The following is a 22,304-nucleotide window of genomic DNA, read 5'->3' as shown; positions in this document are numbered from 1 at the left end:
TCAGCCCCCTGTGGAGATGTCGACGACCCAGAAGAACTCGCCTTCGGCGTCGTAGTCGAAGATCAGCGCGGTCTGCCCGAAGACCAGCTGCGTGCTCTCGGCCGCCCGCACCTGGACGACAGCGGTGCCGCCGTCGTCGGCGGTGACCTCGGCCTGGCCGTAGTGCCCGGTGACCCGAGCGGTCCGCACGATCGCCGTGCGGCCCACGAAGTCGTTGCGGGAGGCGGGTTTCTCCGGTCGCGTCCACCGCTTCACCGGGATCAGCACGACCTTCGTGACGAGCGCGCCGACGAGCAGCGCTGCGGCCAGGACGGCGTAGCGGAGCTTGTTCTCCGGCGTCAGCACCGTGCCGACCAGCGCGGCGAACCACGTGATCACGACGAACAGCGAGATGGAGACCGGCAGCACCGGGGCGTCGAAGTCCACGCCCACCAACGCGACCGTCAACCAGTACGCCAGCACCAGGAGCACCAGGACGCTGAACAGCACTGTCGGGAAGGCCACCGCGGCGGACAGGAACTCGGTCATCATCGCCCCCTCTCGCCACTCTGATGCGCGAAACGGCGTTTTCGTTGCACTTCGGGGAATGATCGTTGTCACCCGGTCGTTGCCGGGAACATGGACATGGGGGTTCAGGGGCTGAACACGGGCGACGCGATCGCCCCCGCCGAGACTCGTCGGCTGGCCGAGCTGGTGGAGGCGCTGGGGTACCGGTCGTGGTGGGTGGCGGAGCACGTGGTGCTGCCCTCGCCGAAGGCCGACCCGTCGCCGGCGGAACCGGACACGCCGCTGCTCGACCCGCTGGTCAGCCTGAGCTTCGTGGCCGCGGCCACGACCAGGCTGGAGCTGGGCACCGGCATCGTGATCCTTCCGCAGCGCAACCCGGTGGTGCTCGCGAAGCAGGTGGCGTCACTGGACGTGCTGAGCGGCGGCCGGTTCACGCTCGGTGTCGGTGCCGGCTACCTGCACCAGGAGTTCGCCGCGGTCGGCGTGCCGTTCGCGGGCCGTGGCCGGCGCACGGACGAGTACATCGACGCGATGCGGGAGCTGTGGCACTCGCCGGCGCCGTCGTTCTCGGGCAGGCACGTCTCGTTCAGCGGCATCGACGCCCATCCGCGCCCGGCCAACGCCCGGATCGCGGTCGGCGGTGCCAGCGACGGTGCGCTGCGGCGGGCGCTGACCCGCGGCAACGCGTGGATCGGCATCGGCACGCCGGAGGAGACGGCGGCCAACCTCAAGCGGATCCGCAGGCTGTCCGCGATGACCGAACGACCCGACTCGCTCGGCGCGCTGGAGATCGACGTCCTCGCGACGGCCCCGCTGGACGCGTCGGTGGTGCGGCAGTACGAGGACCTCGGCGTCGACCAGCTGATCGTGGTCCCCTCGTCGGTCGACCTGCCGGTGGACGAGGCGCTGGCGAGCCTGATCGCACTGCGGTAGGTAGCCTGAACGGCCGTGATCCCCGTAGTCGTCCTGGCCGGTTTCCTCGGCGCCGGCAAGACCACCCTGCTCAACCACCTGCTGCGCACGTCCGGCGGCACGCGGATCGGCGTGGTCGTCAACGACTTCGGCTCGATCAACATCGACGCGTTCGCGGTGTCCGCGCAGGTCGACTCGATGGTGACGCTGTCGAACGGCTGCCTGTGCTGCGCCGTCGACGGCTCCGAGCTGGCCGACATGCTGGGCACGCTCGCCACGGCGGACCTGGACGTCATCGTCATCGAGGCGTCCGGGCTCGCCGAACCGTCCGCGCTGGTCAGGATGGTGGTTCAGGCACCAGACGTGGCGTACGGCGGGCTGATCTACGTGGTCGACGCCGTGGAACTCGACGCCGTCGACCACCTCGACCGGGACCTCGCGCTGGCGGACCTGGTGGTGCTGAACAAGGTCGACCGGGTGGACGCGCTGCCGTCGTTGCCGTGCGAGGCGCCGGTGCTCGCGGTGTCGTACGGCCGGATCGACCCGGCGCTGCTCTTCGAGGTGCGGCCACCGGACTCGGGCCCGCGCCAGCTGGCGTTCGACGACCTGGAAGACCACTCGACGCACGCGCACGCCGCGTACGACACCGTGACGTTCACGTCCGAGGACCCCCTGCACCCCAGGCTGTTCATGGACTTCCTGTCCGCGCGGCCACCGGGGTTGTTCCGCGCCAAGGGTTTCGTGCAGTTCGAGCACGGCACCTTCATGCTGCACACCGTCGGCGCGTACGTGTCGTTCACACCGGTCGAGCCCGCCCCGACCCAGCTGGTGCTGATCGGGACGGGCATCGACGCGGACTCGGTGACCGACTGGCTGCTCGCGTGTGTCGCGCTGGAGCCGGTCAGCTCCGAGGAGATGCTGTGGGTGCTGCGGTACGCCCGCTGATCACTTGCAGAGCGCTGTGTCGACGACGTCGAGCATCTGCTGGAGCGACTTCTCCGCGTCGCCGTAGGTGCCGAACAGCGCGGTCGCGGTGATCGCGGTGTGGCGCCCGCCGTCCGTCGCGGCACCGAACGACGAGAACCCGTGGATCGTGCCGCCGTGGCCCCAGTAGACGCCGCCGCAGCTGAGCTTCGTGCTCTCCAGGCCGAGCCCGGCCGTGGTCCGGTCGTCGATCGGGACGGTCCTGCGCATCTCGTCGAGCTGCGGTTTCTGGAGGAGCTCGCCCCGCAGCAGCGAGCGGTAGAACCGGGCGATGTCCTGCGGCGTCGAGACGAGCGCACCCGCCGCCCAGGCCCAGGACGAGTCGAGCTCCGTCGCGTCGACCGCCTTCGACCTCGGGTCGAACAGGTCCGCCGGCGCGTACCCGCGGGCGTGCCGGCCGCGAATGGTCCGCTCGCCCTGCGCCGGCCAGTAGGTGTCGCGCAACTGGGCCCGGTCGAGCACCCGCCGCTGCACCTCCTCCGCCACCGGCCGGCCGGTCACCTTCTGCACCAGCAGCCCCGCGACGACGTAGTTCGTGTTGCTGTAGCTGTACTTCTCACCGGGCGCACCGGTCACGGGCTGCTTGAGCCCCGCGTCGAGCAGCTCGTACGGCTCGAAGTACCGGTCGCGCACGTCCGCGATCTTCGCGACGCCCACCGCGACCGAGAACTCGGGCAGGCCGCTGGTGTGCTGCAGGACCTGCCGGACCGTGATGCGCTCGTCCTCGATGCGCGGGACGTAGTTCTTGACGGGCCCGTCGAGCGCGACCTCGCCCTCGCCGACGAGCTGCAGGACCGTCACGGCCACGAAGGACTTGGTGATGCTGCCGACCCGCACCCGCCCGTTGACGGGTGCGTTGCCCTTCGCGTGGTTGCTGCCGTTGACGTGCATCTCCACGCCCGGCATGCCGTCCTCGACGATCCGGTCGAGCTGCTGCGGTATCGGCGTGACGAGGCTGAGGGCGGCTAAGGCCGCGACGACCTTCACTTCGCACCGCACAGAGCACTGTCCACAGTGGCCAAGATCTGGTCGTGTGCCTTGGCACCCTTCTCCGGCGTGTCCTGGAACGTGCCGGGCAGTGCCGTGACCGCGATCGAGAACGCACGGCCCTTCTCCGTGACGCCACCGCGGGTCTCGTACCCGTGGATGTCACCGCCGTGACCCCAGTACTTGCCACCACAGCTCAGCGTCGTGCTGGCGATGCCCAGCCCGTACGCCGAACCCGGCCACATCTCACCGGCGGTGTCGACGGTCTTCTGCATCTCCGTCAGCTGCGCGGCGGGAACCAGGTTCCCCTTGAGCAGCGCCTGGTAGAAGGTGTTGAGGTCCTTGGTGGACGAGACGATCTGCCCGGCGGCCCAGCCCCACGACGGGTCCATCTCGGTGACGTCGGTGGGCACGCCCTTGACCCGGTCGTACCCCTTGGCGTGCTTGCCGCGGATGCCCTGCTCACCCTGGCCAGGCCAGTAGGTGTCCTTGAGCTTGAGCTTCTGCACGATCCGCTGGTCGACGTTCTCCGCGATCGGCCGCCCGGTGACCTTCTGCGCGATGAGCCCCAGCAGCACGTAGTTCGTGTTGCTGTACTTGAACTTCTCACCCGGCTGGTGCGTCGGCGGCTGCTGGTTCGCGACGGCCAGGAGCTCGTACGGCTCGAAGTACCGGTGCCGCACGTCCTCGAACTTCTCGAGCCCCAGGAAGCCCGTGTAGTTCGCGAGCCCGCTGGTGTGGTTGAGCAGCTGCCGCACCGTGATCCGGTCGTCCTTGATGGAGCCCGGCAGGTACCTCGTGACCGGCACGTCCAGCTCGACCTTGCCCTCGGCCACCAGCTGCATGATCACGACGGCGACGAACGCCTTGGTGTTGGACCCGGCCCGCACCTGCCCGTTCTTCGGCACCGGCACCCGCTTGTTCAACTCGGCCGTCCCCGCGGTGTACGCGGTCGCCCTGCCGTGCGCATCGGTCGTCGTCGCCAGCGCCGCCGGGAACTCCTTGGCGAGCCCGTCGAGCTGCTTCTGCACCTGCCCCGCCGGCGTGGCCATGGCCGTCCCACTGCACAGCATGGCCGCTGCCAGCACTCCTACCAGCGTCTTCTTCATCGTTCGTCCCCTCGTTCGGCTTGAGGAAGACGATTCCAATTCCGCGCCGCGCACACAGTCAGGCACACTGCCGTTGATCAGGTAGAGCCTGCTCCACCTAGTACCGGACGTCGCTCAGGAGCAGCGGCGGGTAGACGGCGGACGCCTCCCCGTCGACCGTGGTACCCGCGAACTGCAACATGGCCCGCAACTCCCCGTGCAACGGCGCCGGGTAACCCAACTCCGGCGCGGACACCTCGTCCAGCCTGCGGAGCTGCTCCTCACCGAGAACGACCTCCTCAAGGTTGCTCTCCAGGTGCTCCAGCCGGCGCGCACCGATGATCGGCACCACCGTCCCCGCCCGCTGCCTGAGCCACGCCAACGACACCGCCGCGGCCGAGGCACCGACCTCCTCGGCAACCTCCACCACCACGTCGATGACCCGGAACTCCGCCTCACCGGGCCCACCCACGAACTTCACCCGTTCCGAGTCGCCGACCCGCCCGTCCCGCCGGTACTTGCCCGACAGGAACCCGTTCTTGAGCGGACTCCACGGCACCAGCGCCATGCCCAGGTCCCTCGCCATCGGCGCCACCTCCCCCTCCACGGTCCGCGCCAACAGCGAGTACTCGACCTGCAACGCGATCAGCGGCGTCCACCGGTTGAGCTCGGCCATCGTCTGCGCCCGCGCCGTGACCCAGGCAGGCGTGTTGGAGAACCCGATGTACCGCACCTTGCCCGATCCCACCAGGTCGTCGAGCACCCGCATGGTCTCCTCGACCGGGGTGTTCCGATCCCAGTTGTGCAGCCAGTAGAGGTCCAGGTAGTCCGTACCGAGCCTGCGCAACGTCTCTTCGAGCTGCTTGCGGACGGCACTCCGCCCCGCACCACCACCGTTCGGGTCGCCGGGGTGCATGTTGAAGAAGAACTTGGAGGCGAGGACGACCCGGTCCCGGTCCCTGGTCCTGAAGTAGTCGCCGAGGATCTTCTCGGAGTGCCCGTTGGTGTAGAAGTTGGCCGTGTCGATGAAGTTCCCGCCGCGTTCGAGGTAGGCGTCGAGCATCTTCTCCGCTTCCTCGACACTGCAGCCGGCAGATCCCGGGTCCTCGCCGAAGGTCATCGCGCCGAGGGCGAACGGGCTGACGCGGAGGCCGGACCGGCCGAGGGTGACGTAGTGGTCGAGTGGCATCTCTTGGCTCCTTGGGCTGCTGTTTCGCTGCTCCAATGAAACCGGTGCTGGGGTGGTCGGCGGTACGACGATGCTCCTGTGGTCTTGCCTGATCCTCTCGTTCGGCTTGGGCTCGGTTGTTCGGGCGGGTGGGGAGTGTCAACCGTGAGGTGGGTAACCCGAGCGACATGGCGTGATGACGATCGGTAGGCTGTGCCGGCGAGGGCTGCTAGCTCAATTGGCAGAGCAGGAGACTTTTAATCTTCGGGTTCAGGGTTCGAGTCCCTGGCGGCCCACCAAACCCCCAGGTCACAGGCCTGGGGGTTTCGCTTTGTCCGGGTCTCCCCACACTTAACCCATACAAAACCGCTGGTCATTCAACTTCGTCGTCTTCTGCTTGATCATCTTTCGGCCCTCCGAGCGCGTCCTCCAGGGCGTCAGCGGCCCGCCGGTCGACCAGCTTCCGACCCATGTAGGTGTCCTGCGTCATGGACGGCCGCGCGTGGCCGAGCTGGTCCGCGACCTGCCGCGCGGAGAGCCCCGCCTCGTCAAGGATGGTCGCCGCCGTCTTCCGGAAGACGTGCGAGGTGACCCAGGCGAACTCTTCCCCGCCTCGCGCCTTCCGGAGGTCCTTGCGGGTGTTGGACGGGTCGCGGAGCCCGCCGAGGGCGTCCGGGAAAACCGGCCCGTCCGGGAAGCTCGTGGTCTTGCGCCTCCGTTGGAGCATGTCGAGCGCCCATCGTGGGAGCAGGAGCGTTCGCTCACCGGCCTCCGTCTTGGTCGACTTCCGGATCAGCCCGATGTCTTTGACCCGGATGACCGTGTAGTTCACGTTGACCGTGCCAGCGTCGAAGTCGACGTCTTCCCAGTAGACGGCCAACGCCTCACCGATCCGGACGCCCGTGGCCATCATGAAGCGCGACAGGTCAGGCAGGTCTCGCTTCACGGCCCTGGGGTCCGACTCCAGCATCTCCAGCCAGCGGACCCGTTCCTCCCGCGTGAGCGCCCTCGGACTCTTCTTGCGGCCGGCCTCCAGCGGCTCCGCCTCCCTGACCGGGTTGGTGTCCAGCGCCTTGTCCCGGACAGCGATCCGCAGGGCACCCGAGATCACCGATCGGGCCGTCTTCGCCGTGTCCACGCTGACCGACCGCCACAACGCGCCGAGGAACGCGTCGACCCGCGCCACCGTCATCTCACGAATCCGCAGCTCACCGAGGCCAGGGAGCACGTGTCGATCCATGATGCTGCGATACGTTTCGACGCTGCTCGGAGACCTCTTGCCAGCGTCAGCGAGCGCCTGGAACTTGGTGAACCACTGGTCCAAGGCCTCCTTGAACCGGCTCTCACGCGTCAGCGAACTGCCGGACGGTCCCTTCCGCTCAGCGAGCGCCTTCTTGAGACTCCGCTCTGCGGCACTCTTGGTCTTCCCCCACCGCTCGACCGGCCGTGTCTTACCGTCGTAGTCGCGATACTTCGTGGTCGCACGCCAGCCAGAATCCGTTTCATAGCAACGAATCGCCCCGTACGTGCCGAGGTCCAGAGGTGGACGTCCCATCAGGCCGCCTCCTCAAGCAGGTGCTCAAACCAGCTCCGCACCTCGGACGGCAGGTACCGCAGGTGCTTGCCGATGCGCCGAGCAGGCGGCCCGTAGTTCTTGGTCCTCCAGCCATAGAGCGTGTGGACCGGAACGTTCAAGTAGGCCGCAACGTCACTGACTGTCCACAGTGGCTCGAACTGACGTGTCTCCATGATGTTCCCCCTTTGATCAAGCAGCGTGCGGAGTTGCCGAACTCCCCGGAGGTCCGGCGGATGCGAGCAGCGCGGCCGTGTATTCGGCCTTCCACCTCCGCCGCTCAGCCACAGCGCTCAACAGCAGATGTGCACGTGGTGGCACGTTCGGGTCGCCGGGCTGGACGTTGTTCCAGACCAGCCGCTTCGGTTCGTCCTCGGGCTTGATCCCAACATCCGCGAGCAGTTGCCGAACGAACGCGCGACGGTCGTGCTTGTGGTCCGCGAGCGACTTCCCGGACCACTTCCGCGACACGAGCACCCGCCGCCCAGCCACCCCGAGCGTGGTCCGCTTGTGCGCCTTCCCCTTGCATTTGCCCGGCACCGTCGACATCCGCGCCCCGCGAGGCTGGACGCCGTAGAGCAGCCAGATCGGGCACTGCGGCGAGCAGGGCGTGACCGCGAGCTCAGCGCAGAGGCGTTCGGCGTGGTCTTCCTGCCGGGCGGTCTGTGCCTCGAAGCACTCGTTGATGCTCTTGGTGAGGTACTTCGTCAGGTAGCCGATGTGTCGGCCGGCCTCTTCGGTCCCGCCAAGGATGCCCTTGGAATGCACCTGCACCCCGAACCGCGCGACGTGCGCGGGCCGCTCCACCTGATCGAGGGCGTCTTCCCAGGTAGGCAGGGTCTTTCGCGTCTGCGGATCAACGAAGCCCTTGGCCCGGACATCCCATACCGGCAGGTTGTCGCCGCTGTACTTGATCTCGTCATGCTCAGGCCACCAGACCTGGTGATAGGTGGCCTCAGCGACCGCCCGCAGCTCCGCCCGCGAGATCGAGCCCCGGACCGCAGCGTGCCAGTGCGGAGCAAGTCGCCGCTGTGGCTCGACCGTCGAGAAGTACTGGACCTCCCATCCGACACACCTGCGAAGGTTCTGAACGAACCGATCGAGCAGTGCCGCGAAGTGCACCGCATCCCGAGCTGCACGCCGGTAGTTGTAGGCCGCCGGGTCAACGGGCGTGCCGTCGCTGCGGACCTTGCCGTAGGTGTCGAGCGTCAACGTGAGGAACGTCGAGGGCTGGTACTTCCCTCCGAAGACCTTGCCGACCGTGCGCTTGCTGACCGGCCGCCGAGGTAGGTTGGGCGCGTCCTGGCGCCGCTTGGTCGACCGCTTCCGAGCGGCCTTGAGCGGCACTTCCAGCGAGGGGAGTGAACCGCGGACTCCAAGTTGCCGAAGTTCGGTGTCTACCTCCGCGACCTCTTCCCGAACCTCCTCCGCTCCAACTTCGTCGCCCTCATCGAGGGCCAGGCGGAAGGCCTTCACGAGATCAGCCCGGTAGGCGGTCAGCTCCCGCTGATCGTCGCTCGGCGCGTCCGGCGTGAAGTCGGGTTCTTCGGTGAGGTGCCATCCCTCCCTGCACTGCGCCATCCGCAGACGCCGGTTCTTCTCAGCGCAGGTAGGGCAGACACTCGCGACCGTCGAGCCGCACGGCACCGGGACGATGTCCACACGTCCGGTGTCGAGGTCGATCCGCTCCTTGGCCAACGGCCGGACGCAGACGCCGTGCTCCTCAGCGACGGCCCGAGCGATGTCGAGCGCGGCCGGCTGCTTCATCCGCTCCGAGCGAGTCAGGTACTCGGTCACGCCGCTGCCCTCCCTTCACCGCTGGTCGGGAACTCGTGCACGGTGGCCGGGGCGAGGTAGACGCCCAGCTCGACCAAGTCCGCGTCCGTGACGTGGAAGGCCCGTGCCCTCTCCGGTTCGCGCTGCCCGTCCTCCTTGAGCCAGGCGACACCAGGCGTGTTCTCGCTGATCTCATGAGCAGCCGCGCCGCGTTGCCGAACGCCGTCGCCCAGGACCATGTCCACCTGAACCGGCTCATCCAGGCGCAGCGCCACCCGCGTGGTGAACAGGTGCCGGAAGCTCACGACCTCCTTGCGCGGGTCCTGGACCAGGCCCACGACGGCGTAGCCGGGTGCACGTCCCTGCGAGGTGATCGTCTGGACAGCCCGCGTCGCACGTTCCCGGAGATTCCGGTCAGGCTGGTAGGCGATCAGGTCCGCCAGCTCATCCACGATCAGAACCGTGAACGGCTCACCCGTGCCACGTACCCAGAGCCGACGGATACCCCGGTACCGCGCCGCACGTTCCTTGACCTCCGCGGCCATTTCTTCAAGCAGGGCAACAGCTTCCGGACCATTGTCGTAGACCACCTTCTCGAACGCGTCCGGACACTGCCCCAGCTCCATGCCGCCCTTGGGATCGATCCCGACGAGTCGCACCATGCCCGCCTTAATGGCCGGGGCGAGCTGCCAGACGATCGACCAGAGCACCGAGCCCTTGCCAGCGCCGGGCACCCCAACCACCAAGACCTGAGAGCCGAGCAACTTCAGTCGCCAGGGCTTACCGGTCTCGGTCCGGCCGACGACGACGCGCTTGAGGTCAACGTCCCCGACAGCGGCGGGCTGCGGCACCGCGACCGGACGCGACAGCGGATCGGAGTGGATGAAGTCGAGCTCAAGCACGCTCGGCCGCAGCACCCGCACCCGGCAGAACCGCGCGTTGAACGAGTGCGCCAGGTTGTCCCGCCGCGCTTCCCACTGCTCTGGAGACTGAGCCGGGATCATGCGAACCCGCACCTTGTCCCGCCAGCCCTCCGACCGGACGCGGCGCAGCTTCGGGCGGTACTCCCTGCCTCGGTTGTCCTTGGCCAGCTCTGCCAGCCGCATCACCGTGCGCCAATGCGGCACGTACACCGTGAGCCGCCGCCACTCGGTCAGGACGCGGTACCAGCCGTACCGCAGGAACGAGCCACGATCGAGGCCGTACCAGACCGTCAGAGCACACACGAGCGACAGCAACGCCAGGACCAGCGGCGAAAGCCCGAACTGGCGATAGCCGATGTAGCCGCCGAGGCAGGCCGTGACAGCCACCGGGTACCGGAACGTCACTACGGCGAGCTTCACGGCCAGTCGGCCGGCGAGCCAGATCAACGCGAACGGCGCGAGTACAACCTTGATCCAGCAGGGAAGCCACACCCACCACGGGACCCGTGGACGCACACCCTCGAACGGTGCGGGGTCGACCCATCGGTTGCCCTTCATCGCACACCGCCAGCGCACTTGAGGCACTGGAAGACGCTGCCCACACTCGGGATGCGCCCAACAGGCTGGAACACTCCCGAAGTGGCGGTGTGCTGCGCCCGACAGGTGAGGCATTCGAAGCCCCGAGCCTGCGCGGCCGTGAGTTCCATCGTCTCCAGCGAGCCGCCATCGAGCATCACGGCGTAGGTGGAAACGGTCTGCCTGGTGGAGATCATCCGATCCCCGTCTAGCGCACGAATGCGCTCAGGCTCTACGCTCATCTTGTTCACTCCTGAGTTGGGTGGACAACGCAGGAGCGGCGAGGTTGGTAGCCGGGTTCCGCTCCTGCGTCTCACGTTCTCTTTGCGCCGCAACAAGACGTGCGGTATCGCCACATGACCCAGCAGAGTCACGCGTTCTGTCCAATAAGGACTTCTTCTACTTCTTCGCCGTCTTCGTGTCCTTGATTGCCTCCCCCTTTTCGCGCTCACGGTTCGCCCAGTAGATGGCTTCGTGGTGGTGGCTGCGATCGATCTCAGCGACTCGCGCGTAGATGGCTGCCGAGCGGAGGTAGTAGTCCCGCAGGACAGCGGGAGCAGCCTTGGGGTTGGGGAGGAGCTTGCTCAACACGTCGTGCGCCTCGCTCAGCGTCCGGACCTGCTCAGCGATGCCCCAGCGCATGGGCTCAGCCGCGGACATCAGGAGCCTCCTCCGCCAGCGCGTGGCGTCCTTCCTGGTTGCCGAGGTGGTCAGCCAGCTTGGCCGCCTCCCGCGACAACTCCTGGCAGAACCGCATCAGTACGTCTGAGCCGCCAGGGAAAGGCGGGAGCTGGATCGCAATGTTGACCGGGTCGAGGTAGATGGCCAGCGCCGGAACCTCAGGCGTTACCCGGATCATGGCCGCACCCGCGTCCTGACCAGGTGTACAGGTGGCGTTGAACCCCATCACTGACCACCCCGCGCCGCGTTCAGGGCCGCCTGTCCCTCCGCGACCGCCTCAGCAAGCCGGGGCAGTGCTTCCGCGTCGACCACGAGCACGGCCGGGAAGGCGTTGCCCAACCGGAACTCGACCCTTCCGGCGAAGACGAGCGGTTCCACCCGGATCGGCAGGTTCGCCGTCAGGTGCAGGCGCATCAAGTCGGCCACGGATCACGCCGCCTTGGGTGCAGGCTTGGACGCGACGGCCGCCTTCATGCCGGTGGCGCGCAGGCTGTAGCCCAGCTTCGCCCGGCAGCGGTGACGCTCACCGACGTGGCCACCACGGCAGCCCTTGTCATCGATCCACGGCGTGACCGTCAGCCCCTCGAACACGGCCGGCCTGATGTCCGTACCAGGGATCGCCTCAGGCGGAACGGGCCGGTGAGGTGCGGAGATCTTGACCGTGACCGCCGCGTCCGTCTTGCGCTCCGCCGCCTGGTCGATCACGAGGACGGACCACACGAGCAGCCCGTTGTCCTTGTCGACCTCCTGCTCAACGGGGAGCCCCTTGGCGCGGTCCTCCGCCGACTGGAACTTGAGCACTGGCTCAACGCCCATCACGAGCGCGCCCCTCGGAAACACGAAGTCGTGACCCGCCGGGAGCCTGCTCCCATCTGTGATCGCCATCGTCGTTCTCCTGTCGTTCGTGGCGGTCGGGGCTGTTCCCCGACGTTTCGACACCTACGACTTTCGACGAATCGGCAGGACGTCAACACCACACATCAGGACAACTACAGACGTCTCGGCTACATTGAAGTCGTCCCTAGTTGTACGGAGGTGGGTCATGCCGAACCAACGCCTGCGGGATGCGTTGCTGCGCAACACTTTGGGCTTCGATGAAGTCGCAAAGGCAACCGGCGTAGACCCGAAGACCGTCGAACGGTGGATCACGCAGGACCGGACGCCGTACCCGCGCCACCGGCACGCCATCGCCGCGATGGTCCGCGAGACCGAGACCTACCTCTGGCCGGACGCCGTCGCGCCGGAGAAGAAGAAGGAGATCAACGAGTCCGAGGTCGTGCAGGTCTACGCGCACCGCCACGCCGTACCGCAGGACATCTGGGGACACCTGATCGAGCAGTCCAAGATCAGCATCTCCATCCTGGTCTATGCCGGCATGTTCCTGGTGGACAACCCGGCCCTGATCAAGACGCTGCGCCAGAAGGCAGAGAACGGCGTTCGGATCCGGTTGCTGCTCGGAGACCCGGCCAGCCGGGAGGTCGCACGCCGCAGCGAGGAAGAAGGCATCGGCAAGACCACGCTTGGCGCGAAGATCCGGAACGCTCTGGCCATCTACAAGCCGCTGGCCGAGGTGCCCGGCGTCGAGATCCGACTTCACGGCACGACGCTCTACAACTCGATCTATCGCTTCGATGACGAGATGCTCGTGAACACACATGTGCACGGCTTCATGGCAGCTCACGCGCCGGTCCTGCACCTGCGGCGGTTGTCTGGAGGCGACCTGTTCGAGACGTACGCCGAGAGCTTCCAAGGCGTCTGGGATGGCGCGAAGCCGCCGAAGTGGTAGGCAGGTAGGCATGGCTCGCACTGATCACTACAACGACCCGAACGCACCGAAGGCGACCAACATCGTCGTGGCGGTGACGGCGTTCGTGCAGGACGAGCAAGGCCGGCTGTTGATGATCCGGCGGACCGACAACGACCTCTACTCGATCCCCGGCGGAGCCCAGGACGTCGGCGAGACCATCGGCCACACCGTCATCCGCGAGGTCAAGGAAGAGACCGGGATCGACGTCGAGCCCATCGACATCATCGGCGTCTACTCCGACCCCGCGCACGTCATCGCCTACACGGACGGCGAGGTGCGACAGCAGTTTTCGATCTGCTTCCGAGCACGGTTGGTCGGCGGGGAGCTGCGGACCAGCGACGAATCCAGCGAAGTTCACTGGGTAAGCCGCGGCGACCTGGACTCACTCAACGTTCACCCGTCCATCCGGCTTCGAATCGAGCACGGGTTTGAGGAGCGCACGACGCCCTACTTCGCGGTGTAGTCGACTCCCGCCGCGCGTAGCCGTTCCTCGGTCCGCTCAACCGCACCGACCAGCTCAGGCTTGGCTTGTCGGATGAAGAATGTTACGAGATCCTCCGGACCATAACGCTTCTGGATCTCTTCAATCCGATCGGAAACATTCGTTAGTTCACCATCAGGAGTTGTCGTCATATCCGCCCACCAAAGAGCGTCACGGAGCGACGTCCGCTCGTCCTTCCATCCTGCCAGCTCAGCGCTAAGCCCACGAAGTTCCGCCTCACGATAAGCACATGAGTGGTGGGCCACTAGAGCGCATAGCCGAGATGCAACATCGACGCTTGCTAGGAAACTTGCACCGTCGAGCGGATGGAAACCAGTAACTGCCAGGGCAGGTGCGTAACCGATGTCGTGCAGAAGAGCGGCATCAACAAGTATGCGGCCGTCATCCTCCGCAAAAGTCTCGGCTGCGATAGCAGCACGAGCAGCGACTCCTTGCACGTGCTTCCACCGACGAGGGCGATCGCCAGCCAAGTAGCGGGCACTGAGTTGAACAGCCCAAGAAGAAGCCTCCACACCTAGACCATATGCGACTTCGCAGGGCGACGCTACCGACCCGCCATAATTCTCAGAGAGGACTCACACGGGAAAGAGGCCAAAACGACCGGATGAGCGAGAGCCCGTGAAGTGAACAGCGGTAACCGAGTCCGTAAGACCCGCCGGCGGCGTGACATTCTCAACTACAATCGCTTGCCCGGCAAATTCCGCCGCCAGCTGTCGGTATAGGTGATCTGCTACACCCAGACTCATAAACTCGTCATCTGGATCGAGCGCGCCATCAAAGGCGGGACCGCGATACGTCACTACAGGCGAGTCGAGAACGACGAAGCCAGGGTGACCTAGATCGCGCTCGATACAATATTTTGCAAGAGATACCGTAAACGCCGCATGCAGGATGGCGCGCATTCCTTTGCCTCGAGAGGAGCGCAACTGGTCACCCACAATTAGATCGCTATCAGCCTGATCGAACGCTACGTACTCAAATCCTGGCACGCTCCAAGCGTCTAGAACCTTTTTCACGACGTCGGTGAACTCACGAAGCGTGCGAACATCGAGTGAGGTGGCAGCAGCCTTTTCGCCATCAACGCCTTCTGAAGCAAGTTTATTTCGACGTGATTCCAGACTCGATATCTGCTCAAAAATTGCAATTCCTCGCTCTAACACGGAACGAGACCCCAGAACTTCCGCCATCTCTTCGCTGATAGGCTCCATCCTAGCGTCAAGCTCCGCCATACGTGACGCAAGACGATCAAGCGCTCGATACATACGCTCACGCTGCGAGGCAAGTTCATCTCTTTGATCACTCAAATCACGTATCGTTATGAGCAGATCATCAAGCAATGCGGATGTTTTGGAATGCTCAGCACGAACCGCCTCGGCAAACCTTGTGGACTCGCGGTGTATATGGTCGTTAAACTTCTGATCCTCAGGATCTGCACCGCAAAACACGCACACGCCCGACTGAAAGTAGCCGAGCAAGGTGCCGGCCTCTTGAGTCATGTCCAGGCGCGCCAGATCAGAGCGATACTGCTCCTCAAGAAGTCCAAATCGGCCAAGTAGATCGTGAACCTCACCAAGCCGATCCAAAGTCGTATTGTACTCGCGCAGAATCTCGCTGCGCTCACTCACAACCGCATCGCGCTCGGATGAGATTTGACCTAGAGAAGCAGAAAACTCGGCAATCGCCCCGTTCAATCGCGTTAGTCGATCCTTGAGTTCTTCAGGATCGTCCAGCAGCGAAACCTGCTGAGCAAGCTCCGCAATCACGGAGTCGAGCACTTCAATCTTACCTTTGCTAACTCGCTTCTTTTCAGAAGAGCTGGACGTAACCGCCAATGAGCTGTCGTCAACACCGGTCAGCAACACGCGAAACAAGGACTTCTCAGAAGTTGCGGAAACGTACTGTCCAGTCGCGAGAACGGGCGATCTTTGTGCTTGCATTCGCGTCTCATCAACCAGGCAGACGTGAACCAGGTCACGAATACTCAAGTCACGAGTCTCGTTCCGCTGATTCTTCTGCAGCTTGTATCCCAGCATACCTAGCTTATCAAGCAAGAAAGCCGATATGTTATCAGAATTTTTCCCTGTGTGCTTCGCCGCCAAAATCTGATCAGGCTGACGTTCAGGCACTGTCCTTAGGTCTTCGTTGTATAGCCCAAATCTTCCACCTCGAGGTGATCGAGTGAGGGTTACCTGCTGACCATCAGGAAGCTTCAAACCCAGCATCACATGGGTGTAGCCATCTGCTTGCGGAATGGACCGCAACGCACTGGCCCCAAGCATAAAGTCAATTGACTCCACCACATAAGACTTACCTGTGTCAGAGGCGCCATAGATTACGGTGAGCCCATCCCCAAAGGCGACCGTGGCATCTTGTCGACCAGGGCCAGCGAAGGTGAGGTGAGTCAGCAAAACTTGAGTCACGTTGCCGTCCCTTCTGACTCCGACCGCGTTATTTCATTGCTGAAAAATTCCTCGGACCAGCGCGAGAAGAACTCACTCATCCGAATTCTCAGCTCATCCGAGCTTAGCTGCACAAACTCAGTTCTAACCCATTCAACGCGATCCCGGAGCAGCTGGATGTACTCGGATTCAAGAAGATCAATAAATCCGGGCGCTTCTTCTGTCGCTCGATAAGATATTCCTGAGCTGTCGACCACAACCGCGGCAAGCTCCGCCCTAACCATTACTTGAAGACCAGACTCAATGAGCCGACGTTTCATACCAAGCTCGCCGGGTGCCGCAGGGACACGAGGATGAATGCTAGACGGCCCACCAAGCTCCGCACTGTGAAGCAAAGCGTGATCACAGAAGACAAGATGACCGATATCGAGTGACTGCGGATACACACCACTCAATAGAACCAAGACTCGTACACCTATCTCAACAGGGCTGTTTAAAACTTTCAAGACACGTCACCCCGCCTCCAGGTCAGCCTGTCGACGTTTGCCAGCTGATGGCATATGCCTTTTCGATCTTGAACTCTAGTGACAGACAATAGTACATTAGCTGTAAGGGTAAGCACACCCGCAGCCTTCAGGACGTCCGCCAAACGATGAAATGCGGATTGATATGAAGATTCCGCAATATCCACTACGCCCGCGTACACCTCGTCTTGCAGCGACACAAAAGTTTCTTCCGGAACACTTTCGCGCGAGAAGGCGCGCAGAGATTCCGCACTAAAGAAATCAACGCGCTGACGAAGAAAGTGTTCTCGAACTCTTTCATCTGTTAGCGCAAGTTCCGGAGTGAAAGACTCCCCAGGGTATTTATCCTCATAAACTTCCATCAACTGGGCCACATAACGCGCCTCTTGCTTCGCAAGCGATTCTGGCGGAAGTTCCGGCGCAGGCCTGTCAGGAAGGCCTTCCCCAAAGCGTGCCACATGATACGGAGTCTTCTTGTGCGTCAGGACGACGTCATCAATCGGCGCATAGGTGAATATTGCGAAACTGAGATCGCCGCTGACAAAATCGAGAACCCGGTCGACATCTTCTCGCAAGTTTTCTTTTCTTAGGACGCCGTCGGCCTTGTTCAACTCTGCAATGAATTGCTTCTTCAGTTCCGGAGGGTTTCCCAGCAATCGCTTTAGCGTCGGACCACATTCACGAGGTGCCACAAAGTAGTACTTACGAGGAATCGCATATCGGCCTTCGGATGCAAACTGGAACAGCTTGAATATTTCCGGCCATACATCAGAAGGCATCAGCGCCTTCCCGTAGTGCTTGCATTGAAAACAGTCCCAAACTCCAGCGAGACCATCTTCAGTTGCCAAGCCAGCAACGTCAATACCAAGGTCGCCAGTACCGCCGAGGCGCATCACCTGGTAATACTCGGGACTAAGCGCCGTTGCCCATTCAAGAACAAACTCTTCCCAAGCGACATCGTCATAGTAATAGATGTACTTCTTTGGCGTCAGCTTTGGCCCCAGAGAAATAGCAGGAGCCGAGACAACGACGGCCTGTCCAGCCGGTGATGGCAAGTCAGAAAGAAGCTCGGCCGGCTCGAGAGGAAGTTCGGACATTGGACTTACGCTCCCCTCAGGCGGCACAAGAGCAGAACATCAAGCCGAGCAGACCATGGAGAATACGCCTGGTCAGAGCAATATCGACTCGTGCGACGCGTGCTCGACCCTATCGGAGTACTCAAACCACGCCTTCCTCTAAGTTGCCTCACCGTGGTGACCAGCTTGCACTGACACGTCGCAAAGGCAACGCTAGTTGTTACAGCCAGTCTGACCCGAAGTAGCTGTCCGTTACAGCGACGAGCGCGGGTGAACTGCCTGGGCTGCAACACCACTCCACTCCAAGGGGACCTTGCCGAATTCGGCTCTACAGGATCAAGGCGCCGCCGCTGGCGGCGCGTGCGGTCTGGCGCTGCACCAACATCCATCCCGGCACTCCCGGCATCCGCTTCGCTCCGCCGGTCGGCCGGGCGGCGCTGCGCGCCGGACCTCAGGCACCAGCTGACAGCCCACCCGATCCGGAGCCCGATGCGTCCCGGCACCCGACGAGCGCCAGCACGGTCACCACACGCCGGCTGGGCACGGCGCTCGACTGCCGCGACGGCTGCGCCGCCTTGCCACCGATGAGGCCCAAATGAAGCCGCGGAAACGCTCGACGAGCACCAGGCCGAGCCACCCCGACGCCGCGAGCATGACAACGGCCGGCGGCGCCGTGTCAAGGCTGGAACGAGTACCTTGACCCAGCATCACCGGCCGCGTCGAGGCTCAGTGTCGGGACGACGGCAGGGGTGTGGGCGGGTCCAGGAGATCAAGATCAACCCATACTTAACTCTCACAAAACGACGGCAGATGTCGAGAAGTGACTGTCCACTGTGACCAGATTACGACCACATCGCCGCAGGTAGTGAGCATTGCCGAGGAAGATCGGCGAACAACGCCAAGCGAGTGCTCTTACTCTTCGGGTTCAGGGTTCGAGTCCCTGGCGGCCCACCAAACCCCCAGGTCACAGGCCTGGGGGTTTCGCTTTGCCTTGGTCTCCTACTGTGAACCCACACAAAACCGCTGGTCATTCGACTTCGCCGTCTTCCGCTTGATCGTCTTTTAGTGCTCCGAGCGCGTCCTCCAGAGCGTCAGCGGCTCGCTGGTCGACCAGCTTCCGACCCATGTAGGTGTCCTGCGTCATGGACGGCCGCGCGTGGCCGAGCTGGTCCGCGACGTTCTGACTAGCAGGAGGGACCCCACTCGTCGCGCCACAACGGCTTGACGTTCAGTCGCTGCTCGACTTCGATGCCGAATCCGCGCACGCCCAGCATCAGCGGGGTGTTGGCGTCCTTGCCGATTAAGTCGAGGATGTGTGGCATCGCAGCGGTGAGGGATGCGGTCCACGCGGAGACCAGGTGCAGGCCCTTTGCCGAGGCCTGCTTCACGCCAATCCAGTGCAGGCCGTGCTGATGCAGCGCGCGGCGCTCGTCTTCGTTGCGTGCGACCTGGGCGCTGTCCTTGGTGATGATCGCGTTGAAACCGCGGTCGCGCAGCGCACTGAACAGTGGGATGTCCAGGGTTCCGCTGAGGCCTTCGTCGGTGCAGGAGCGGAACGCGTGATCGCGGAACAGGGCGGCGAGTGGGCCGACCAGCACAGGGCCAGGGAGGTTCTCGTCAATGAAAAACTTCACGCAGCAGCACTCCTGGCTGCGGCCACATCCTCAGCGAAGCTGACCGCGTCCGCGACGGCCTCGACCGGCACCGTTGGGTAGAAGTGGTGCACGTCGGCAGCGGTCAGGGAGCCGTCCTCCACGAGGTTGGCGACGGTGTCATAGCCGACGCGGGTGCCGACGATGGTGGGCCATCCGCCGAGCAGACCGCCCTTCACACGCAGGTGCTTCCGGGGTTCCCGGAAGTCGGCGACCGGGCGACCGGAGAGGGTAGTGAACGGCTGGAACACGTCAGCGAGGCTGAACACGTTTAGCTGGCCGGGATGACCAACAAGATCCACCCACTGTTCGCCATCCAGAACGGCGATGGTCTTGTCGTCATAGCCGAACTCGTACGAGGCGGGGTGTTCGGTGAAGTCGTAGACCGGTAGGTTTTTGAAGGCCTTGCGGACCTTCTGCAGGCTCAGATCGGTGCGCAACTTCATGACGGTACGCAGGGCGACGACGTCACGAAACGAGTACCGCCACGGTGAATCGCCAGCCTCCGGGACGAGCAGGCCTGTCTTACGCCAATGCGCCAGCTGGCCCATTGACGCGCCGCTAAGCACCGACGCGAGTTCGGCTGGGAACATGCACAACCACCTCCTTCCGGTTCCATCACGCCGACAACGCCACGATGACACATGAACCTTGTCGACACAGCCGACATCCGTTGTGACCTGCGAACTGTTACGCGGCGTTCCCGATCGATGCGGAAATCTTACTCAGCGTCGCCCCTTGGCGGCTACAAGCAGTCGTTGGTCGGGCATGACGGCGGGCCACTGCGAACTGATAGGTACGGCGCTCGGCTGCCGCGAAGGCTGCGCCGCCTTGCCACCGAATCGGGCAGACAGCCTCCACGTGCCGGGCAACGGCCAGGCCGGCCAACATCGTGTGTTCCTCAACAAGCCAGGCCGCGCGAACGGGCAGGTTTGTCAGGGCGCCGTGTCACTCTGACGGCATGTCCCACGACCTTGCTGTGTGGGAGGGCGCTCGTCCTGCGGACGACACAGCCGCCCGAGCGACGCTCGATGACCTGCATGAGCGCTACGCCGGCTTCGGCGTCAAGCATGCTCCGACGCCGCTGATCACAAAGTACGTCGCTGCACTGCTGGATCGTTGGCCAGATCTGAGCAAGGACGACGACGACACCTCACCCTGGTCGACAAGCCCACTCCTCGGGGAGGCAAGAGGCCCGCTGATCTACTTCCCGATGCGCTACAGCATGGCGGACGAGGCTTCGGCGTTCGCGGCGCAGCTCGCCACGTCGATGGGACTTGTTTGCTTCGATCCTCAGATCAACGGTCTCAGAAGCAAATAGGTCAGGGTCAACCCATACTCAAAGCTCACAAACGACGACAGACGTCATGAATCGACTGTCCACAGTGCTCAGGTCAGGATGGCATCCGCGCAGGTAGCAGGCACTGTTGCGGAAGATCGGCGAGCAACGCCAAGCGAGTGCCCTTACTCCTAAGACTCAGGGTTCGACTCCTGGCGGCCCATCGCACCTCCAGGTACTGCACCTGGGGATTTTGCGTCGCAAGACACAAAACGAAAGAGGCCGACGTGCAACCAGCACGTCGGCCTCCAACAACCACCACGATCAGTGGTGCGCCACACCTCCACCAGCCGAAGCCGACGCCCGGCTCGGCAGCAGCACCGCCACCACGATGGTCGCCGCGGCCAACAGGGTCGCCACCACGAACGCGATCTTCATGCCGCTCAGCTGAGCCGCACCGGCCGCGACCCCGTCGGCCACCAACGAGCTGGCGCGGGCGGACATCACGGTCACGACCAGTGCGGTGCCCAGGGCGGCGGCCACCTGTTGGAGGGTGCCGAGGATCGAGCTGCCGTGCGGGTACATGTCGGGGGGCAGGGCGCCCATGCCGAGGGTGAAGATCGGGGTGAAGGTGGCGGCCAGGCTCACCATCAGCAGTGCGTGCAGGGCGAGGATCTGCCAGTACGGCATGGTGGTGGAGATCTGGGTGAAGCCGGCCAACGAAAGCACGATGCCGATGGAGCCGGGCAGGACCAGGGGGCGGCTGCCGAGGCGGTCGTAGACCTTGCCGACCGTGGGGCCGAGGAGGCCCATGGCGAGGCCGCCGGGCATGAGGAGCAGGCCTGTTTCCAGTGGGCTGAGGCCGCGGAGGTTCTGCAGGTAGAGGGGCAGCAGGATCATCGAGCCCATCATCGCCAGGAACGCGACGCACATCAGGATCAGGGCCAGGGCGAACGTGCGGTGGCTCAGGGTGCGGAGGTCCATCAGCGGGGCGCCGGTGCGCTGCAGGCGGAGTTGGCGGAGCACGAAGAACGTGATGGTGGCGGCGCCGGCCACGACGACGCCGATGGTCGGGCCGAGGTGGTCGGTGCCCTCGCCGAACAGGCTGAGGCCGTAGACCAGGCCGCCGAAGCCGACGGTTGCGAGGGCTGCGCTGAGCCAGTCGATCGTGCTGACCTTGGGTTCGCCGATGTTGGTGAGCTGGCGCAGGCCGAAGTACGTCACGGCGCCGGCGATCGGGAGGACCGCGACGAAGAGCAGGCGCCACGAGCCGAGTTGCAGGATCAGGCCGGAGATCGCCGGGCCCATGGCCGGGGCCACGGAGATCGCGAGGGTCACGTTGCCCATCACGCGGCCGCGGTCCTGTTCGGGGACGACGGTCATCAGCGTGGTCATCAGCAGCGGCATCATCACGGCGGTGCCGGCGGCCTGGACGATGCGGCCGATCAGCAGCACGGTGAACGTCGGCGCGGCCGCGGAGATCGCGGTTCCCGCCATGAACACGCTCATCGCGATCAGGTAGCCCTGGCGGGTCGTGACGCGCTGCAGGAACCAGCCGGTGATCGGGATGACGGCGGCCATGGTGAGCATGAACGCGGTGGAGACCCACTGGGCGGCCTGTTCGCTGACGTGCAGCGACTCCATCAGGCGCGGGATCGCGTTGATCATCAGGGTCTCGTTGAGGATGACCACGAACGTCGCCAGCACCAGCAGGCGCACCACGAGTGGTGTTCGACTCGCTTGCGCGGTCGGTCGGTCTTGGATCGCAGCAGGCATGTCAGGCCCTCACTAGGTAGCTGGCTGGCACAGTCGCGTCGCGGCCAAGGCCGCCGGCGTCGTCGTCGACGCCGGTTGAGACCGGCAGATCAGGTAGAACTCATCGGTGGGTCC

At 64.3% G+C, this 22,304-nt stretch carries 25 protein-coding genes and 1 tRNA gene; 6 read left to right on the top strand and 20 right to left on the bottom strand.

What is annotated here, in order from left to right:
* The gene (locus tag ACZ7CF_RS16160) at window positions 1-528 is read right to left on the bottom strand and encodes a hypothetical protein (RefSeq protein WP_458430077.1); all 528 of its coding nucleotides are present in this window, start codon (window positions 526-528) and stop codon (window positions 1-3) included.
* 96 nt (window positions 529-624) lie between these two features.
* Here ACZ7CF_RS16160 and ACZ7CF_RS16155 point away from each other — a divergent pair, with 96 nt between their 5' ends.
* Entirely contained in the window at window positions 625-1,440 is an 816-nt protein-coding gene (locus ACZ7CF_RS16155; protein ID WP_360396835.1) for an LLM class F420-dependent oxidoreductase, read from the top strand.
* A gap of 15 nt (window positions 1,441-1,455) precedes the next feature.
* The gene (locus ACZ7CF_RS16150; RefSeq protein WP_470369891.1) at window positions 1,456-2,364 is read left to right on the top strand and encodes a CobW family GTP-binding protein; all 909 of its coding nucleotides are present in this window, start codon (window positions 1,456-1,458) and stop codon (window positions 2,362-2,364) included.
* Here the strand turns inward: ACZ7CF_RS16150 and ACZ7CF_RS16145 are convergent, their stop codons facing one another.
* The 3 genes from ACZ7CF_RS16145 to ACZ7CF_RS16135 form a co-directional block, all read right to left on the bottom strand.
* On the bottom strand, window positions 2,365-3,390 hold the full coding sequence (locus ACZ7CF_RS16145; RefSeq protein WP_470369890.1) for a serine hydrolase domain-containing protein: 1,026 nt from the start codon (window positions 3,388-3,390) through the stop codon (window positions 2,365-2,367).
* Window positions 3,387-4,499, bottom strand: coding sequence for a serine hydrolase domain-containing protein (locus ACZ7CF_RS16140; RefSeq protein WP_470369889.1), 1,113 nt, complete (start codon window positions 4,497-4,499; stop codon window positions 3,387-3,389). Before ACZ7CF_RS16140 ends, ACZ7CF_RS16145 begins: the two co-directional genes overlap by 4 nt.
* A 97-nt stretch (window positions 4,500-4,596) precedes the next feature.
* Window positions 4,597-5,667 carry an aldo/keto reductase gene (locus ACZ7CF_RS16135; RefSeq protein WP_470369888.1) on the bottom strand — a complete coding sequence of 357 codons (1,071 nt, stop codon included), beginning with the start codon at window positions 5,665-5,667 and terminating at the stop codon, window positions 4,597-4,599.
* A gap of 202 nt (window positions 5,668-5,869) precedes the next feature.
* On the opposite strand from ACZ7CF_RS16135, the gene ACZ7CF_RS16130 reads away from it, so the two are divergent.
* Window positions 5,870-5,945 (top strand) — tRNA-Lys (locus ACZ7CF_RS16130).
* A 74-nt stretch (window positions 5,946-6,019) separates the two neighbouring features.
* Here the strand turns inward: ACZ7CF_RS16130 and ACZ7CF_RS16125 are convergent.
* The 9 genes from ACZ7CF_RS16125 to ACZ7CF_RS16085 form a co-directional block, all read right to left on the bottom strand.
* Window positions 6,020-6,970, bottom strand: a complete 951-nt coding sequence (locus ACZ7CF_RS16125; protein WP_470369887.1) for a tyrosine-type recombinase/integrase — start codon at window positions 6,968-6,970, stop codon at window positions 6,020-6,022.
* 230 nt (window positions 6,971-7,200) lie between these two features.
* Window positions 7,201-7,395 carry a helix-turn-helix domain-containing protein gene (locus ACZ7CF_RS16120; RefSeq protein WP_090046234.1) on the bottom strand — a complete coding sequence of 65 codons (195 nt, stop codon included), beginning with the start codon at window positions 7,393-7,395 and terminating at the stop codon, window positions 7,201-7,203.
* 16 nt (window positions 7,396-7,411) lie between these two features.
* Complete coding sequence (locus tag ACZ7CF_RS16115) at window positions 7,412-8,986, bottom strand: replication initiator (RefSeq protein WP_470369997.1); 1,575 nt, start codon at window positions 8,984-8,986, stop codon at window positions 7,412-7,414.
* A gap of 26 nt (window positions 8,987-9,012) precedes the next feature.
* Window positions 9,013-10,434 carry an FtsK/SpoIIIE domain-containing protein gene (locus ACZ7CF_RS16110; protein WP_470369886.1) on the bottom strand — a complete coding sequence of 474 codons (1,422 nt, stop codon included), beginning with the start codon at window positions 10,432-10,434 and terminating at the stop codon, window positions 9,013-9,015.
* A 38-nt stretch (window positions 10,435-10,472) separates the two neighbouring features.
* Window positions 10,473-10,691 carry a hypothetical protein gene (locus ACZ7CF_RS16105; protein WP_470369885.1) on the bottom strand — a complete coding sequence of 73 codons (219 nt, stop codon included), beginning with the start codon at window positions 10,689-10,691 and terminating at the stop codon, window positions 10,473-10,475.
* A gap of 202 nt (window positions 10,692-10,893) precedes the next feature.
* Entirely contained in the window at window positions 10,894-11,154 is a 261-nt protein-coding gene (locus ACZ7CF_RS16100) for an AMED_5909 family protein (protein ID WP_470369884.1), read from the bottom strand.
* Window positions 11,141-11,401 carry a hypothetical protein gene (locus ACZ7CF_RS16095; RefSeq protein ID WP_470369883.1) on the bottom strand — a complete coding sequence of 87 codons (261 nt, stop codon included), beginning with the start codon at window positions 11,399-11,401 and terminating at the stop codon, window positions 11,141-11,143. The genes ACZ7CF_RS16100 and ACZ7CF_RS16095 overlap by 14 nt, the downstream gene beginning before the upstream one ends.
* On the bottom strand, window positions 11,401-11,601 hold the full coding sequence (locus ACZ7CF_RS16090) for a hypothetical protein (protein WP_470369882.1): 201 nt from the start codon (window positions 11,599-11,601) through the stop codon (window positions 11,401-11,403). Before ACZ7CF_RS16090 ends, ACZ7CF_RS16095 begins: the two co-directional genes overlap by 1 nt.
* A gap of 3 nt (window positions 11,602-11,604) precedes the next feature.
* Window positions 11,605-11,991, bottom strand: a complete 387-nt coding sequence (locus ACZ7CF_RS16085; RefSeq protein WP_470369881.1) for a plasmid replication, integration and excision activator — start codon at window positions 11,989-11,991, stop codon at window positions 11,605-11,607.
* 226 nt (window positions 11,992-12,217) lie between these two features.
* Between ACZ7CF_RS16085 and ACZ7CF_RS16080 the strand changes: the two genes are divergently transcribed.
* Window positions 12,218-12,961: a DUF5919 domain-containing protein gene (locus ACZ7CF_RS16080; RefSeq protein WP_090046226.1), complete on the top strand. Its 744-nt coding sequence runs from the start codon at window positions 12,218-12,220 to the stop codon at window positions 12,959-12,961.
* 10 nt (window positions 12,962-12,971) lie between these two features.
* A complete protein-coding gene (locus tag ACZ7CF_RS16075) occupies window positions 12,972-13,445 on the top strand; it encodes an NUDIX hydrolase (RefSeq protein WP_470369880.1) in 474 nt (157 codons plus the stop codon).
* On the opposite strand, the gene ACZ7CF_RS16070 is transcribed toward ACZ7CF_RS16075, so the two are convergent.
* The 6 genes from ACZ7CF_RS16070 to ACZ7CF_RS16045 all read right to left on the bottom strand — a co-directional run bounded on the left by ACZ7CF_RS16070 (window position 13,430) and on the right by ACZ7CF_RS16045 (window position 19,728).
* Complete coding sequence (locus ACZ7CF_RS16070; protein ID WP_470369879.1) at window positions 13,430-13,996, bottom strand: HD domain-containing protein; 567 nt, start codon at window positions 13,994-13,996, stop codon at window positions 13,430-13,432. The genes ACZ7CF_RS16075 and ACZ7CF_RS16070 overlap by 16 nt on opposite strands.
* Before the next feature lie 63 nt (window positions 13,997-14,059).
* Window positions 14,060-15,904, bottom strand: a complete 1,845-nt coding sequence (locus ACZ7CF_RS16065) for an ATP-binding protein (protein WP_470369878.1) — start codon at window positions 15,902-15,904, stop codon at window positions 14,060-14,062.
* Entirely contained in the window at window positions 15,901-16,389 is a 489-nt protein-coding gene (locus tag ACZ7CF_RS16060; protein WP_470369877.1) for an ABC-three component system middle component 2, read from the bottom strand. The genes ACZ7CF_RS16065 and ACZ7CF_RS16060 overlap by 4 nt, the downstream gene beginning before the upstream one ends.
* Complete coding sequence (locus ACZ7CF_RS16055; RefSeq protein ID WP_470369876.1) at window positions 16,386-17,504, bottom strand: ABC-three component system protein; 1,119 nt, start codon at window positions 17,502-17,504, stop codon at window positions 16,386-16,388. Before ACZ7CF_RS16055 ends, ACZ7CF_RS16060 begins: the two co-directional genes overlap by 4 nt.
* A 1,163-nt stretch (window positions 17,505-18,667) precedes the next feature.
* Window positions 18,668-19,117: a PIN-like domain-containing protein gene (locus ACZ7CF_RS16050; RefSeq protein WP_470369875.1), complete on the bottom strand. Its 450-nt coding sequence runs from the start codon at window positions 19,115-19,117 to the stop codon at window positions 18,668-18,670.
* A complete protein-coding gene (locus ACZ7CF_RS16045; protein WP_470369874.1) occupies window positions 19,114-19,728 on the bottom strand; it encodes a DUF433 domain-containing protein in 615 nt (204 codons plus the stop codon). Before ACZ7CF_RS16045 ends, ACZ7CF_RS16050 begins: the two co-directional genes overlap by 4 nt.
* Window positions 19,729-20,096: 368 nt before the next feature.
* Between ACZ7CF_RS16045 and ACZ7CF_RS16040 the strand changes: the two genes are divergently transcribed.
* A complete protein-coding gene (locus ACZ7CF_RS16040; RefSeq protein WP_470369873.1) occupies window positions 20,097-20,456 on the top strand; it encodes a hypothetical protein in 360 nt (119 codons plus the stop codon).
* 282 nt (window positions 20,457-20,738) lie between these two features.
* Here the strand turns inward: ACZ7CF_RS16040 and ACZ7CF_RS16035 are convergent, their stop codons facing one another.
* Window positions 20,739-22,136, bottom strand: a complete 1,398-nt coding sequence (locus tag ACZ7CF_RS16035) for an MDR family MFS transporter (protein WP_470369872.1) — start codon at window positions 22,134-22,136, stop codon at window positions 20,739-20,741.
* Window positions 22,137-22,304 lie beyond the last annotated feature (168 nt).

The organism is Lentzea sp. NPDC036955 (genome assembly GCF_055608005.1).
This window is presented reverse-complemented; position numbering and strand designations above follow the sequence as displayed.